Origin of the sequence: Streptomyces sp. R44 (assembly GCF_041053105.1) — a bacterium.
Taxonomy (GTDB): Bacteria; Actinomycetota; Actinomycetes; order Streptomycetales; family Streptomycetaceae; genus Streptomyces.
In genome coordinates this window covers 5,979,661-5,995,019 of sequence record NZ_CP163444.1, presented here as the reverse complement: position 1 = coordinate 5,995,019, position 15,359 = coordinate 5,979,661, and the positions used below count along the sequence as shown (strand labels likewise).

General features: G+C 71.5%; 13 protein-coding genes. 4 read left to right on the top strand and 9 right to left on the bottom strand.

Features of this window, described 5'->3' with window-relative positions; translation table 11 throughout:
• Positions 1 to 107: 107 nt before the first annotated feature.
• The gene (locus AB5J54_RS28005; RefSeq protein ID WP_369146672.1) at positions 108 to 2,210 is read right to left on the bottom strand and encodes a phosphocholine-specific phospholipase C; all 2,103 of its coding nucleotides are present in this window, start codon (positions 2,208 to 2,210) and stop codon (positions 108 to 110) included.
• Positions 2,211 to 2,407: 197 nt separating this feature from the next.
• Complete coding sequence (locus AB5J54_RS28000; RefSeq protein ID WP_369146671.1) at positions 2,408 to 3,328, bottom strand: hypothetical protein; 921 nt, start codon at positions 3,326 to 3,328, stop codon at positions 2,408 to 2,410.
• Between the two features lie 164 nt (positions 3,329 to 3,492).
• Between AB5J54_RS28000 and AB5J54_RS27995 the strand changes: the two genes are divergently transcribed.
• Positions 3,493 to 4,038 (top strand): DUF6232 family protein, encoded by a 546-nt coding sequence (locus AB5J54_RS27995; RefSeq protein ID WP_369146670.1) that lies wholly within the window; start codon positions 3,493 to 3,495, stop codon positions 4,036 to 4,038.
• Positions 4,022 to 4,369: a hypothetical protein gene (locus AB5J54_RS27990; RefSeq protein ID WP_369146669.1), complete on the top strand. Its 348-nt coding sequence runs from the start codon at positions 4,022 to 4,024 to the stop codon at positions 4,367 to 4,369. The genes AB5J54_RS27995 and AB5J54_RS27990 overlap by 17 nt, the downstream gene beginning before the upstream one ends.
• Positions 4,370 to 4,379: 10 nt before the next feature.
• Here AB5J54_RS27990 and AB5J54_RS27985 read toward each other — a convergent pair whose 3' ends face one another.
• Positions 4,380 to 5,375: an ArsR/SmtB family transcription factor gene (locus AB5J54_RS27985; RefSeq protein WP_369146668.1), complete on the bottom strand. Its 996-nt coding sequence runs from the start codon at positions 5,373 to 5,375 to the stop codon at positions 4,380 to 4,382.
• Between the two features lie 130 nt (positions 5,376 to 5,505).
• On the opposite strand from AB5J54_RS27985, the gene AB5J54_RS27980 reads away from it, so the two are divergent.
• Complete coding sequence (locus tag AB5J54_RS27980) at positions 5,506 to 6,432, top strand: hypothetical protein (RefSeq protein ID WP_369146667.1); 927 nt, start codon at positions 5,506 to 5,508, stop codon at positions 6,430 to 6,432.
• A 68-nt stretch (positions 6,433 to 6,500) separates the two neighbouring features.
• Positions 6,501 to 6,944 (top strand): hypothetical protein, encoded by a 444-nt coding sequence (locus tag AB5J54_RS27975; protein WP_369146666.1) that lies wholly within the window; start codon positions 6,501 to 6,503, stop codon positions 6,942 to 6,944.
• Positions 6,945 to 7,065: 121 nt separating this feature from the next.
• Here AB5J54_RS27975 and gatB read toward each other — a convergent pair whose 3' ends face one another.
• The 6 genes from gatB to ligA all read right to left on the bottom strand — a co-directional run bounded on the left by gatB (position 7,066) and on the right by ligA (position 15,355).
• The gene (gene gatB / locus AB5J54_RS27970) at positions 7,066 to 8,577 is read right to left on the bottom strand and encodes an Asp-tRNA(Asn)/Glu-tRNA(Gln) amidotransferase subunit GatB (protein ID WP_369146665.1); all 1,512 of its coding nucleotides are present in this window, start codon (positions 8,575 to 8,577) and stop codon (positions 7,066 to 7,068) included.
• Positions 8,578 to 8,592: 15 nt separating this feature from the next.
• A complete protein-coding gene (locus tag AB5J54_RS27965; RefSeq protein ID WP_041662892.1) occupies positions 8,593 to 8,826 on the bottom strand; it encodes a hypothetical protein in 234 nt (77 codons plus the stop codon).
• Between the two features lie 5 nt (positions 8,827 to 8,831).
• Positions 8,832 to 10,331 (bottom strand): Asp-tRNA(Asn)/Glu-tRNA(Gln) amidotransferase subunit GatA, encoded by a 1,500-nt coding sequence (gene gatA / locus AB5J54_RS27960; RefSeq protein ID WP_030693797.1) that lies wholly within the window; start codon positions 10,329 to 10,331, stop codon positions 8,832 to 8,834.
• A 6-nt stretch (positions 10,332 to 10,337) separates the two neighbouring features.
• Entirely contained in the window at positions 10,338 to 10,634 is a 297-nt protein-coding gene (gene gatC / locus AB5J54_RS27955) for an Asp-tRNA(Asn)/Glu-tRNA(Gln) amidotransferase subunit GatC (protein ID WP_015036350.1), read from the bottom strand.
• Between the two features lie 93 nt (positions 10,635 to 10,727).
• Positions 10,728 to 12,842 (bottom strand): putative bifunctional diguanylate cyclase/phosphodiesterase, encoded by a 2,115-nt coding sequence (locus AB5J54_RS27950; RefSeq protein WP_369146664.1) that lies wholly within the window; start codon positions 12,840 to 12,842, stop codon positions 10,728 to 10,730.
• 332 nt (positions 12,843 to 13,174) lie between these two features.
• A complete protein-coding gene (gene ligA / locus AB5J54_RS27945) occupies positions 13,175 to 15,355 on the bottom strand; it encodes an NAD-dependent DNA ligase LigA (RefSeq protein ID WP_369146663.1) in 2,181 nt (726 codons plus the stop codon).
• Between the last annotated feature and the right edge of the window lie 4 nt (positions 15,356 to 15,359).

Here is a 15,359-nt window from a genome sequence, read left to right as displayed (position 1 = left end):
AAACGTGATCGTTTGCCCGTTTCGTGGCGATCCTCACAGGGTGCGTCGGAGGCCGGGGCCCAAGGGCCTGCCGGGCAGGTCCTGGGGTCCCCGGCCCCGGGGGACTTCTAGCCGGAGACGCTCGGGCGGCCGTTCTCGATGTGGCCCATGAGCCGGCGGCGGAAACCGTCGGGCGCGGTCACCTCGATGTCGTACCAGCCGTGCGCGTCGGCGGCGGAGTGGACGACGGTACGGGTCTTCCCGGGCTTCACGGTGACGGTGCGGGTCCAGTCGGCGAGGTCGTGCTCGTCCACGTACCCGAGCGGGCGGACGGTGAAGGCGAGCGGGGCGGAGCCGGTGTTCCGGACGGTGAGGTGCAGGTCACGGTCGTGGTGGTCGACCCGGGTGGCGAGCTCGGCGCCGCCCGCCGCGGGGCCCTCGAACTCGCGCCGGAAGCCGTTGGGGCCGGTGACCGTGAAGCGGTAGTGATCACCCGGAACGGGGACGGTCCACTCCCCCTCCCCCCTGACGTCCTGGTGCTGCGGGACGGCGTACTCGCCCGCGTACGGGTAGAGCGCGAAGTGCGCGCTCGCCCTGCCCCGGTTGCTCAGCGCGACCGTGACGATACCGGCACCGGTCGTCGCGGAGGCGTCCGGCTGGTACGGCAGCGGGCGGGCGGGACGGACGCCGGGCTCCTGGACGGGCATCCGCTGCACGGCCGGCGGCTGCGGCCGCCAGCGGCCGGTGAAGGGCGGGATCGGTCCGGGCTGCTCGACGGGCGGCTGCGACCGGGTCCGGTGGAAGTCGAAGGCGGAGGTGAGGTCGCCGGTGACGGCCCGCCGCCAGGGGGTGATCTGGGGCTCCTCGATCCCGGTGAGCCGCTCCAGGAAGCGGATCACGGAGGTGTGGTCGAAGGTCTCGGAGCAGACGTAGCCGCCGACCGACCAGGGGGAGACGACGAGCAGCGGGACGCGGACGCCGAGGCCGGTGGGCAGGCCCTTCCACCGCTCGTCCGTGTTGTCGGCGGGCGGGACGGGCGGCGGGACGTGGTCGAAGAAGCCGTCGTTCTCGTCGTAGTTGATCAGGACGACGGTGTGGCGCCAGACGTCCGGGTGCGCGCCGAGGGCGTCGAGGACCTTGTAGACGAGGGTCGCGGAGGCGACCGGCGAGGAGGAGCCGGGATGCTCGGAGTCGATCGCGGAGGGCACGAGGTAGGAGACCTCGGGGAGGGTGCCGGCGGCGACGTCCGCGCGGAAGGCGTCGGCGAGGGTGCCGGACTCGACGCGGCGGAGCCCGCGCTCGAAGAGCGAGCGCTCGGCGGCGGTGAGGGTCGCCACACCCTCCTCCAGGAGCCCGAGCAGCCTCGCCCGCTCCGTGAGGTCCCCGGTGTCGCGGACGGCGGCGTAGAAGGACTCCATGAAGGTGTGCCCGCCGGTGGCGGCGAGGGCCTTGCGGGCGATCTTCTTGAAGCTGGTGAAGAACTCGATGTTGTTGTCGGTGAAGTTCTCCCACTCGGTGTACGTCTTCCAGCTCCGCCCGGCGGCTTCGAGCCGCTCGGCGTAGGTGGGCCAGCCGTAGCCGGGGTGGGTGTCCTCGGCGTACGCGGCGTTGGTGACGGCCCGGCTGCCGTCGGCCTCGAAGCCGGTCCAGCCGGACCAGAGGTGGTTGCGGTTGGGGCTCGTCGAGGTGTGGATGGACGAGTGGTACGCGTCGCAGATGGTGAAGGTGTCGGCGAGCTCGTAGTGGAGCGGGATGTCCTGCCGGTCGTAGTACGCCATGGTGGCGGCGGTCTTGGCCGAGACCCAGCCGTCCATCCAGCCGCTGTGCCAGGCCTTGGCACCGCCGCTCCAGGAGTGGTCGAGGGCGCCGATGTACTGGAGGTCCTTCTGCTGGGTCTCGGCGGCGCCGCGGATCGGGAAGGGCAGCACGGTCCGGCCGAGCGCGGCCGGCTGCTCGAACACCGGCTTGCCGGAGGGAAGTTCGATGGCATTGCGGTCGCCGAATCCGCGGACGCCGCGGAGGGTGCCGAAGTAGTGGTCGAAGGAACGGTTCTCCTGCATCAGGATCACCACGTGCCGGACCGCCGCCATCCCCCCGGCCGGGGGCTCCGCGGCCATCGCCGCCTGCAGTGACGGCGGCAGCAGCGAGCCTGCGGCGGCGACACCGAGCGCACCTCCGCCCAGCGCGAGGAGCCTTCGGCGGGACAGCTCGGGGGACTTCTCGGATGACAAGACCGACCTCCAGTCGACGGCCAATGGTTCGCCTTCGAGCCATTGGGTGGTACGCCGGGGACGGTAGTGAGAGGGGGTGACGGCGAGAAGACCCGGCGGGGGCGCGGTGGTGAACGTCCAACAGAACTCGACAGAAATCCAATCGATTTCCGGCCATGAGCGCTCGCCCCGCCACCGCACCCTCGCGTGGCGGTCGGTCAGGTCCGGGTCGGGGTGACGCAGTGGCCGGGGCCGTTCGGCGGGACGCGCTTCTCGTCGTACAGGTCGACCCGGGCCCCCTTCGCCGCCTCGGCCGCCTTCCACCGCCCCTCGGCGAAGAGCGGGTGGAGGTAGCCGTCCTTCGGCGCCCGGCAGTCCTGGTTTCCGACCTCGCTCGCATAGGCGCCCAGGACGAGCTTCCCGTGCCTCGCCGTGAACGTCATCCGGCGCCGTATGGCGATCCGCGCCACCTCGGCGAGTCCCGGGACGATTTCGTGGCGCACATCGGTCCGGACCAGCGGATAGACGAAGGTGTAGTCGGCGTGCACCACCAACTCCCCCGCCGCCGAGACCTCGTAGTCCATCGTGCCCCGCGTCCTGACACGGCTCGCGTCCACGGACACCTCCTCGGGGTCGAAGCGGGTGACCATGTCCTTCCGTACGGCGTCGTCGACCCCGCTCGGATCGAGCAGGGCGAGCGCCGCCGCGGGCTCGGCACCGGCCAGCGTCCGCTCCGAGACGTTGGTCTCGGCGAGCAGGGTCTTCACGTCCTCGAACACGGCGTTCATGTCGTTCGCCGTGAGCCCGCCGGACGGCTCGGCCACGGGGAGGTGGATCCCGTCGGCCCCGGGCACCCAACCGGCCGCGGGCGAGTTCCGGAACGGCATGTTGACCGAGTACGGCCATTCCAGGGGCCAGTTCTCCTCACGGAGCGCCCCCGCGCCGAACGGCTCGTACGGCGGCCGCTCCCCCGTCACATCGGCCAGCCAGAACCCGAACCCGCCGAGGAGCAGCACACCGGCACCGGCCGCGAGCCCGATCCTGCGGCGCCGTGCCGTCCGGTCGCGCCGCAGCGCCTCCTCGCGTCCCGGATCCGCGGCCTGCGCGCGGAGCCGAGTGATGTAGTCCGTGGGTTCCACCGACATTTCCTTGTTCCCTCCCCTGCTCCGCCAGGGTCGACGGAGCGGAGCGGAGCCTCTCATATCGCTGCGCGGGCCGTCATCGCGGATTCCTCTTGCTCACCGGCGGTGTTCGCGAGCATCCTGAGCGCGACGCACGGCCACGGCGTATGAGGGGAAGTCGTATGGCCAGACGCAAGGTCATCAAGGTCGAGGTCAGCAAGCGGGTGCTGTGGATCGGGGCCGAGGCGTACCCGCTGCAGAACATCGCCCGGGCCACGACGGTCAAGTTCAAGCCCCAGCGGGCGAGGGCCGTGGGGCGCTTCGTGAAATACCTGCTGATCACAGGCCTGCTCGCGGTCGCCGCGATCGCCGTCGCGCAGTCCGGCGAGGTGTCGGGCAGCGACCGGGAGATGATCACCCAGGGGGCGACGGTCACCGCGGCGGTGCTCGTGGTGACCTTCCTCGTCCAGCTGGTCGTCGCCCTCTTCGAGAAGACGTACTACGCGCTGGTCATCGAGACCTCCGGCAATCCGCTCACGCTGCTGGCCAGCGTGGACCGGGACGAGGTGCACCAGATCGTGCACGAGATCATGCGGGCCATCGAGGACCCCGCCTTCAGCGGCTTCGTCAAGCAGATGGTCACCTACAACATCGGCAGCATGCGGGACTTCTACAACGCGTCCGGCCCGGGCAGCGTGGGGAGGATGGGCAGTGACCGGTCACGGTGAGTTCCACATCACCAACATGCGCGACTTCTACCAGGCGTCCGGAGAGGGGGCCGTCGGCCGGATCGAGAACAACCAGCAGGCCGCGCAGGACCCGCAGGCCGTCTACGAGGCCGTGATCCGTGCGATCGAGACCCTCCGGACCCAGGTGTCCGTCGAGGACCGCGAGGTCCTCGACGCGTCCCTGGAGACCATCCGCCAGGGCGACGACGCACCGCCCGGCGCCTTCCGCCGGGCCCTCGGCACCGTGTCCGGAGTCGCCGCGCTCGTCGGCGAGGTCGGCGTCCCGGTGGCGGAGGCGGTCCGCCAGATGCTGGCGCTGCTCGCCGGGTAGGACCCGCCCCCTAGGCGCGCAGAGAGACGTGGCGCCCCTCCAGCAGGGCACGGCCCAGTTCGGTGACCGTGTGCAGGGTCGCGTTGCGGTGGCGGTGGCTGGAGACCAGCGCCGCCTCCCGCAGGGCCGCGATGTGGCGGCTGGCGTTGGGCGGGGTGGTGCCCGCGCGGCGGGCGAGCTCGCCCGTCGTCGTGACTCCGTCCGCGAGGGCGGACAGCAGGACGGCCCGCGTCGGGCCGATCAGGGCCGCGAGCGACCGCCCGTCCGCCGGCCCCGCCTCCGGCGTGGCCCAGTGGGGCTCGTGCTCGATCGGATGGACGAGGACCGGGGGCAGCGCCGGGTCGGCGAACGTCGTCGGGGCGTAGCGGCAGAAGAAGGACGGCTGGAGCAGCAGCCCGCGGCCGCCGAGGTGGAGATCCTGCTCGACGGGGAAGGCGACCCGGAGCACCGGGTACTCCCAGTGCGCCGACGGGTGGAGCGTGCGGAGGACGGCGTCCCAGCCGCCCTCCGCGAGCACCGCCGAGCGGCGGGCTCTGTCCCGGCTCACCTGTGCCCAGATCCGCTCCCAGTACGGATCGAGCACGGTGTCGACGTAGGCGTGCGCCGCGTCGGCCAGCTTGCCCACCGCCTCGGGGTCCCCCGCGACCAGCTGACGATGGCAGGCCGGGAGCCGCCGCCGGGGATTCTGGACGGTGAACTCCCGTAAGTCCTTCGTCACTTGACGCAGAGGGGTGGAACGCAGCGCCTCCAGCCGGTCGGCGAGGCCCCCGCCGACCGCCGGGGTCAGGAAGTCCGGCGAGTACCCGAAGGGCGGCGCGAGCGCGGTCAACGCCCGTGTGGTCTCAGGCACCTTGGGCAGCGACTCGCGCACCCACGGGCCCAGGAGCACGCCCGAGTCCCGTCTTCGCAGCCGGTGCAGGCTCAACAGCATCTCCCACATCGGGTCGGGTCCCGTGGCGATCCGGATCCGCCCGAGGTCCTCGCCCGTGAAGTGAATGCGCAACATCTCAACCCTTCCGACCAGGGCAATTGCGTTCCAGCGCACACAAGTTCACGGAACTCCCCCGGTGATCGCAGACTCTGAACCGTTCGGTTTTCGGATCAGCTCACTCACCAACGGAACGGGGGGCCGCGAAATGCCCGAGATCCTGGCGACGCATCGACATCGCCGTCGCGCCGTGCCCCGCGGGCTCGTTCGCGCCCTCGCCGCCGGGATGGTTCTCGCCGTCGGCGTCGGGTGCTCGGGTACGGGTTCGGGTACGGGTACGGGTACGGGTACGGGTTCGGGTACGGGTCCGTCCTCCGCGACGGTCGTGGACACCGCCGAACTGGCCACCCTGCACCGGCTGCCGCCCGTCACGGGCATGCTCTTCACCCCGCAGCTGCGGGCCACCCAAGCACAGCAGAAGATCGCCATCGCCTGCATGAACGGGCGGGGGTACCGATACGCCCCCGTCCCCCCGTCCCGGGGCACCGACGAGCGCCCGCAGCCCTTCGGCCCGGAGTCCACGGCCCCGCGGGCCGCAACCCCCTCGGTGTCGCCCGAAGCACCGCCCGAGCCCGGCAGCCCGGAGAGCACCGCCGCCTACGCACGGGCGCTCTTCGGTGACGAGGCCAGACGGGTCACGGCCACGGGCGCGCGGCTGAGCGTCTCCCGGCCGGGCGAGGGCTGCCTCGCCGAGGCGGAGACGCGCCTGCTCGGGGACGGCCGGATGCGCTGGCTCCAGGTGCGGATCCTGCTGTTCGAGGCGCAGGAGCAGACGCGCCGGGACGTGGAGAAGGACCCCGCGTTCCGTGCGGCGACCACGCGCTGGCGGGAGTGCATGGACCGGGCGAAGGTCAAGGCCGAGGATCCCGTACAGGTGCGGCAGGGCAGCCCGGTCGCCGCGACCGACCTGCGCTGCAAGGCGGAGACCGGGTATCTGAGCACGGCGTACCACCGGCTCGCCGCCGTCCAGCAGCGCTGGCTGGACGGACACCCCGACGTCGGCCGGGACTGGAAGAGGCTCTCGGCCCGCCAGGACGAGGCCGCCGAGAAGGCGCTGGGCGCGCACAGCCGGTAGCCACCACCACAGTCTTCCGTTCCTGAGCCCAGGAGCGGACGTACCCCTGCAAGGAAAGCGAGATTGACATGTCCATGAATCTCCGCCGGAAGTTCGCCGCCGTGGCCGGCGCGACCGCCCTCCTCGTGGGCGGCGGCATCGCGACCGCGTCGACCGCGTCGGCCGGCCCCAGCTGCCCCTCGGGCTACCACTGTCTCTTCGAGGGCAGCATCGGGTCCTCGGTGCACAACTACTTCAACAGCGACCGGAACTTCACCGACGACGTGTTCTCCAGCGGGCACGGCGTGAACGACAACTCGTGGTCGGCCAGCAACTCCAGCACCGGCGGCTACGAGAGCCACTACTACTACGACACCGAATTCCAGGGCGGCCTCGTCTTCTGCGTCAACCCGGGCAGCTCCGTGAGCCACGACCGGCTGACGGACGACTTCGTGGACGGCAACCACAACGGCCAGCGCGACGAGGCCAGCTCCCTGCAGCTGCTGCCGACCACGTCGGTCTCCTGCTTCTGATCCGCACGCACCCCTGCACGAAAGCGGCCCCGCACCGGAAATCCGGTGCGGGGCCGCCCCCTTGAGCCGTACAAGCACTCCGTACGAGCACTCGGTCCGAGCACTCCGTACGAGACCGGGATCAGCCTTCGCTGACGCCCAGCTTCTCCAGGATCAGGTCCTTGACCTTCGCCGCGTCGGCCTGGCCACGGGTGGCCTTCATGACCGCGCCGACCAGGGCGCCGACCGCCGCGACCTTGCCGCCGCGGATCTTGTCCGCGATGGCCGCGTTGCCCGCGATGGCCTCGTCGACCGCCGTGCCGAGCGCGCCGTCGTCGGAGACGACCTTCAGACCGCGCTTCTCGACGACCTCGTCCGGGGTGCCCTCGCCGGCGAGGACGCCCTCGATGACCTGACGGGCCAGCTTGTCGTTGAGGTCACCCCCGGCGACCAGGGCCGAGACCCGGGCCACGTCCGCCGGCGTGATGGGCAGCTCCTCCAGGGAGACGCCCTTCTCGTTGGCGTTGCGGGCGAGCTCGCCCATCCACCACTTGCGGGCCGACGCCGCGTCCGCGCCCGCCTCGGTGGTCGCGACGATCGCGTCGACCGCGCCGGCGTTGAGGATGGACTGCATCTCCTGCTCGGAGACGGCCCACTCCTCGCGGAGCCGGTTGCGGCGCACGCGCGGCAGCTCGGGCAGACCGGCGCGCAGCTCCTCGACCCACTCGCGGGCCGGGGCGACGGGGACGAGGTCGGGCTCCGGGAAGTACCGGTAGTCCTCGGCGTTGTCCTTGATGCGGCCGGAGGTGGTGCTGCCGTCGTCCTCGTGGAAGTGACGGGTCTCCTGCACGATCGTCCCGCCCGAGGAGAGGACGGCCGCGTGGCGCTGGATCTCGAAGCGCGCCGCGCGCTCCACGGAGCGGAGCGAGTTGACGTTCTTCGTCTCCGAGCGGGTGCCGAAGGTCTTGGTGCCGTTCCGGCGCAGCGACAGGTTCACGTCGCAGCGCATCTGGCCCTTGTCCATGCGCGCCTCGGAGACGCCCAGGGCACGGATCAGCTCGCGCAGCTCGGCGACGTACGCCTTGGCGACCTCGGGGGCCCGCTCGCCCGCGCCCTCGATCGGCTTGGTGACGATCTCGATGAGCGGGATGCCGGCCCGGTTGTAGTCGAGCAGCGAGTGCGAGGCGCCGTGGATGCGGCCGGTCGCGCCACCGATGTGGGTGGACTTGCCGGTGTCCTCCTCCATGTGGGCGCGCTCGATCTCCACGCGGAAGACCTCGCCGTCCTCCAGCTGGACGTCCAGGTAGCCGTTGAAGGCGATCGGCTCGTCGTACTGGGAGGTCTGGAAGTTCTTCGGCATGTCCGGATAGAAGTAGTTCTTCCGGGCGAAGCGGCACCACTCGGCGATCTCGCAGTTCAGCGCGAGACCGATCTTGATCGCGGACTCGACGCCGATCGCGTTGACCACCGGCAGCGAGCCGGGCAGGCCGAGGCAGGTCGGGCAGGTCTGCGAGTTCGGCTCCGCGCCCAGCTCGGTCGAGCAGCCGCAGAACATCTTCGTCTTGGTGCCGAGCTCGACATGGACCTCAAGGCCCATGACGGGGTCGTACTCGGCGAGCGCCGCCTCGTACGACAGCAGTTCAGTGACAGTCACGGTGGAACTTCCCTCTCAGCCCAGCAGGACGTCGTCGTCGCCGAGCCGCTTCAGCTCGCGGTACAGGATGGCGAGGCCGGTGACGATGGCGGCGGCGGACACGGCGGAGTCGATCAGCCGCAGCATGTCGTGGTCGTTGCGGGCCAGCTTGGCCTGCTTCGCGACACTGATCGCGCCGAACGCGGTGGTCGCCAGCGAGACGTAGACGCCGGTCTTCGACTTCTTGAAGTTCTTGGCCTTCTTTGCCATGGCACTCACAGCGACGGAGCCTCCTCAAGCAGCGGGTGACCCCACTTTTCCACGAAGGCGGCCTCGACGGCGGCGCCGACCTTGTACAGCCGGTCGTCCTTCATGGCGGGGGCGATGATCTGCAGGCCGACCGGCAGACCGTCCTCGGGCGCCAGGCCGCAGGGCAGCGACATGGCGGCGTTGCCGGCCAGGTTGGTCGGGATGGTGCACAGGTCCGCGAGGTACATCGCCATCGGGTCGTCGGCGCGCTCGCCGATCGGGAAGGCGGTGGTGGGGGTCGTCGGGGAGACGATGACGTCCACCTCCTCGAAGGCCTTCTCGAACTCGCGGGTGATGAGGGTGCGGACCTTCTGCGCCGAGCCGTAGTACGCGTCGTAGTAGCCGGAGCTCAGCGCGTACGTACCGAGGATGATGCGGCGCTTGACCTCGTCGCCGAAGCCGGCCTCACGGGTGAGGGCGGTGACGTCCTCGGCGGACCGCGTGCCGTCGTCGCCGACCCGCAGGCCGTAGCGCATGGCGTCGAAGCGGGCCAGGTTGGAGGAGCACTCCGACGGCGCGATCAGGTAGTACGCGGAGAGCGCGAGGTCGAAGGTCGGGCAGTCCAGCTCGACGATCTCGGCGCCCAGCGACTTGAGCAGCTCGACGGACTCGTCGAAGCGCTGCACGACGCCGGCCTGGTAGCCCTCGCCGCGGAACTGCTTGACGACACCGACGCGCATGCCGGCCACCGAGCCGTTGCGCGCGGCCTCGACGACCGGCGGGACCGGAGCGTCGATGGACGTCGAGTCGAGCGGGTCGTGGCCGGCGATCGCCTCGTGGAGGAGGGCCGCGTCCAGGACCGTACGGGCGCAGGGGCCGCCCTGGTCGAGGGAGGAGGAGAAGGCCACCATGCCGAAGCGGGAGACGCCGCCGTACGTCGGCTTGACGCCGACGGTGCCGGTGACGGCCGCGGGCTGGCGGATGGAGCCGCCGGTGTCCGTGCCGATGGCGAGGGGGGCCTCGTACGCGGCGAGGGCGGCCGAGGAGCCGCCGCCGGAGCCGCCGGGGATCCGGGTGAGGTCCCAGGGGTTGCCGGTCGGGCCGTAGGCGCTGTTCTCCGTGGAGGAGCCCATTGCGAACTCGTCCATGTTGGTCTTGCCGAGGATGACGACGTCCGCGGCCTTCAGGTTCTTGACCAGGGTCGCGTCGTACGGCGGGATCCAGCCCTCGAGGATCTTCGAGCCCACGGTGGTCGGCATGCCGACGGTGGTGAAGATGTCCTTGAGCGCGAGCGGCACACCGGCGAGCGGGCCGAGCTTCTCGCCCCGGGCACGCTTCTCGTCCACGGCACGGGCCTGGGCGAGGGCGCCCTCGCGGTCGACGTGCAGGAAGGCGTGGACCTTCTCGTCGACGGCCTCGATGCGGGCGAGGTGGGCCTCCGTGACCTCGACGGCGGTCAGCTCGCCGGCGGCGATCTTTCCGGCGATCTCGGCCGCGGTGAGCTTGATGATGGTGTTGTCCGTCATGACTTCTTAGTCCTCCCCCAGGATCTGCGGCACCTTGAAACGCTGCTGCTCCTGGGCCGGGGCGCCGGAGAGCGCCTGCTCGGGGGTGAGCGACGGACGGACCTCGTCCGCGCGCATGACATTGGTCAGCGGCAGCGGGTGGGAGGTCGGCGGTACGTCTTGGTCGGCGACCTCGGAGACGCGGGCGACCGCGCCGATGATGTCGTCGAGCTGGCCGGCGAAGTGATCGAGTTCTTCGCCCTTCAGCTCCAGACGCGCCAGCCGTGCGAGGTGGGCGACCTCCTCGCGCGTGATGCCAGGCATGCGGATCCTCACGGGGTGAGCTTGATGGTGTCCGCCCATCCTATGGCGCCGGTGCCGCTGCCCGTTAAACGGTTTGCCCCAGGAGGGGGTGGGTCACTGCACGACCTGGCCCGAAGGGTGGTCGAGGTCGACCTGGGCGGCGATGTCGGCGGGGCGGCGCCAGCCGTGCTCGCCGCGGGCCAGGAGCCAGGCGGTGGCCTCGCCGGGCGGCATCGCGGCGGCGACCAGCCAGCCCTGGACGGCGTCGCAGCCCAGGTCGCGCAGGCGCTCCCAGGTCTCGTCGTCCTCGACGCCCTCGGCGACGACGAGGAGGCCGAGCGAGTGGGCGAGGTCGACGGTGCAGCGGACGATCTCGGCGTCCTCGGTGTCGACGGCGAGCCGGGCCACGAACGAGCGGTCGATCTTCAGTTCGCTGACGGGCAGCCGGCGCAGATGGACGAGGGAGGAGTAGCCGGTGCCGAAGTCGTCGAGGGACATCTTGACGCCGTGGCCGGTGAGGCCGTTCAGCGTGTCGGCGGCCCGCTGGGGGTCCTCCAGGAGCACGTGCTCCGTTATCTCCAGCTGGAGCGCGCCGGCGGGGACGCCGTGGCGGGCGAGCCGGGCGGCGACGGCGCCGGCGAAGCCGGGGGTGTGGACGTCGCGCGGCGAGACGTTGACGGCGACCGGCACGTTGAGGCCCTGGGCGCGCCAGCGGGCGACCTGGGCGAGCGCGGTCTCCAGGACGTACTCGGTGAGGTGCGGCATCAGGCCGGAGGACTCGGCGATGGCGATGAACTCGTCCGGCGGGACCTTGCCGCGCTCGGGGTGGACCCAGCGGACGAGGGCTTCGAGGCCGGCGACCTGGCCGTCGAAGCGGACCTTGGGCTGGTAGTGGAGTTCGACCTCGCCGGCGTCGAGGGCGCGGCGGAGGTCGCCGAGCAGGCCGAGCCGGTCGGGGGTGTTGGAGTCGCGCTTGGACTCGTAGACCTCGACGCCGGTGCGGTCGCGCTTGGCCTGGTACATGGCGACGTCGGCGCGGCGCAGCAGGCCCTCGGCGTCGAGGGCGTGGTCGGGGAAGACGGCGACGCCGGCGCTGGCCTCCAGGACGAGGGTGAGCCCGTCGAGGTCGAGCGGGGAGGAGAGCTCGGCGACGAGGTGGCGGGCGACCCGCTGGGCGCTGGTGGTGGAGTCGGCGGTGGGCAGCAGGACGGCGAACTCGTCGCCGCCGAGCCGGGCGGCCTCGGCGCCGCGGGGCAGGGCGAGGCGGAGCCGTTCGGCGATCTGGAGGAGCAGCCGGTCGCCGGCGAGGTGCCCGAGGGTGTCGTTGACCGAGCGGAAGCGGTCGAGGTCGATCAGGACGAGGGCGGCGCGGGCCCCTTCGCCCTCGGCCTCCTCCAGGGCGGTCCAGGCCCGCTCCAGGAGCCACTGGCGGTTGGGGAGCCCGGTGAGCGGGTCGCGGAGCTGTTCCTCCGCGCGGGCGCGGGCGATCCAGAGGGTGGAGTCGAGGGCGATGAGGGGGACGGCGAAGAGCGGCAGGAGGACCGGCCGGGTGGCGGCGACGACGCAGAGGAGCGGGGCGATGCCGAGCAGGGCGACGGCGACGAGGCCCTGCCTCAGGAGGGCGGTGCGGGCGATGGTGGGCAGTCCGCGGCTCTGGGGGGCGAGCGTGTACCACAGGAGGAGGCGGGTCACCACGAGGTAGCCGCCGGCGGCGAGGACGATTTCCGGGAGGTCCCCGATCGTCCAGTCGAGGGGCTGCCAGGGCCGGTCGACGGTCGGTACGTCTCCGAAGAGGGCCAGGAGGAGGGCGGCGGCGCCGACACCGAGGACGTCGGCGGCGCCGTGCAGCAGGCCCTGGCGCCAGCGGTGCCGGCGGGCGGCGCCGACCAGGGCGACGACGGTCAGCGAGACGAGTCCGGCGGGCACCCAGCCGTAGAGCAGGAGGACGGCGAGGGTGAGGGCGGCGCCGGAGCCGGTGCCGCCCCACCAGCGGTCCCGGCCGAGGGCGACCAGGTGGCCGACGATGAGGCCGGTGAGGACGGCGAGGGACCAGCCGGCGACGCCGCCGGGGAAGAGTCCATGGCCGCCGCTGAGGGCTCGCTGGAGCCCGGCGACGAGCACGACGGCGGCGATGCCCACCACGGCTGCGGGCAGCCGGGAGGGGAAGCCCAGGGGGACCACACGGCCGTGCGGCCGTGGGACCGGGGCGGCGCTCTCGGTCGGTTCCATTCCCGTCCCTCTCACAGGCGGCGGTGCCGTCGGTGTGCGATGGGCCGCGGGTGGCCGCGGCCGTACGTCGTCCGGCCCCGTCCGTCGTCCGGCGCGCGGCCGCTGTCGGGCGGCCGTCCCGGAGTCACGGTGCCGTTGTCCTGACGCCATGACCCGGCAGAGCCCTCGCGCGGGCGTGCAGGACTGGACGCACGGTCACCACACTAGGCCGCCGAGGGCTCCGACGGGCAGCGCTCTCCCTCTCTTGCCCGAATGCGACCCGGCCACCCGTAACGATCTGATATGCGCCGAACGGGTGAGCTTCCGCGGGGTGACGGGAGGGTCCCGTGAGGCTATTCGACGACGGGCACCGCGGCTTCCCGAGCCGCGTCGGGCCCCTGTTCGAGCAGGACGGAGAAGCCTTCCTCGTTCAGAACCGGAACCTTCAGCTGCATCGCCTTGTCGTACTTCGAACCAGGGTTTTCACCGACCACCACGAAGCTGGTCTTCTTCGAAACGGAACCGGTCACCTTCGCTCCGAGCGTCTGGAGCGACTCTTTTGCGCCATCCCTGGTGAACTTCTCCAGGGTGCCGGTCACCACGACCGTCAGACCTTCCAGCGGACGCGGTCCCTCGTCCTCGCCGGCGCCCTCGTCCTCCAGGGAGACCCCGGCGGCGCGCCACTTGCCCACGATCTCGCGGTGCCACTCCTCGGAGAACCACAGCTTCACGGCGGCCGCGATGATCCCGCCGACGCCGTCGACGGCCGCCAGCTCCTCCTCGCTCGCCTGCTCGATCCGCTCCAGGGAGCGGAACTCGCGGGCCAGCGCCTCGGCCGCGACCGGCCCGACGTGCCGGATGGAGAGCCCGTTGATGAAGCGGGCGAGCGGGCGGGTCTTCGCCGCCGCGATGTTCTCCAGCATCGCGAGCGCGTTCTTCTTCGGCTCGCCCTTCTGGTTGGCGAAGACCGTGACGATCTTCTCCTCGCCGGTCTTCGGGTCGCGCTTCGGCAGCCCGCTGTCCGCGTCGAGGACGTACGCCTTGATCGGGAGCAGCTGCTCGATGGTGAGGTCGAAGAGGTCGCCCTCGTCGACGAGCGGCGGCTCGGCCGGCTCCAGGGGGCGGGTCAGCGCCGCCGCGGCCACCTTGCCGAAGTTCTCGATGTCCAGGCACTGGCGCCCGGCGAGGAAGAAGAGCCGCTCCCGCAGCTGGGCCGGGCACGTCCGGGCGTTCGGGCAGCGGAGGTCGATGTCGCCCTCCTTCATCGCCTTCAGCGGCGTCCCGCACTCGGGGCACTCGGCGGGCATCACGAACTCCCGCTCGCTGCCGTCCCGCAGGTCGGCGACGGGCCCGAGGATCTCCGGGATCACGTCGCCGGCCTTGCGCAGCACGACGGTGTCGCCGATGAGCACGCCCTTGGCCTTCACGACCTCCTGGTTGTGCAGGGTCGCGAACTCGACCTCGGAGCCGGCCACGGTCACCGGCTCGACCTGGGCGTACGGCGTCACGCGCCCGGTGCGGCCGACGCCGACCTTGATGTCGACCAGCTTGGTGTTGACCTCCTCCGGCGCGTACTTCCAGGCGATCGCCCAGCGCGGGGCGCGCGCGGTGGAGCCCAGCCGGCCCTGGAGCGGGATCTCGTCGAGCTTGACGACGACCCCGTCGATCTCGTGCTCCACGGAGTGACGGTTCTCCCCGAAGTACGCGATGAACTCCCGTACCCCGTCGAGCGAGTCGACGACCTTGTTGTGCCGGGCGGTGGGCAGGCCCCACTCGTGCAGCAGCTCGTACGTCTCCGAGAGCCGGGAGATCTCGAAGCCCTCACGGGCGCCGATGCCGTGCACCACCATGTGCAGCGGCCGGGAGGCGGTGACCTTCGGGTCCTTCTGCCGCAGCGAACCCGCGGCCGCGTTCCGCGGGTTGGCGAAGGGCTTGTCGCCGGCCTCCACGAGCCGGGCGTTGAGCCCTTCGAAGGCCTCCATCGGGAAGTAGACCTCGCCGCGGATCTCCACCAGGTCGGGGATGCGCTCGCCCCGGAGGCGCTCCGGGATGTCGGCGATCGTCCGGACGTTGGGCGTGATGTCCTCGCCGGTGCGGCCGTCGCCGCGGGTCGCGGCGCGGGTCAGCCGCCCGTGCTCGTAGGTGAGGTTGACCGCGAGGCCGTCGACCTTCAGCTCGCACAGGTAGTGGTAGTCGGGGGTGCCGACGTCCCGCGCGACGCGCTCCGCCCAGGTGGCGAGCTCCTCCTCGTCGAAGGCGTTGTCCAGGGAGAGCATGCGCTCCCGGTGCTCGACGGAGGTGAACTCGGTCTCGTACTGCCCGGCGACCTTCTGGGTCGGCGAGTCGGGAGTCCGCAGCTCCGGATACTCCTCCTCCAGCGCCTCCAGCGCGCGCAGGAGCTTGTCGAAGTCGCCGTCGCTGATGACCGGCTGGTCCTTCACGTAGTACCGGAAGCGGTGCTCCTCGACCTGCTCGGCCAGCTCGGCGTGCTTCTCCCGTGCCTCGGCGGGCAGGGCCCCCTGTTCGACTGCCACCGTT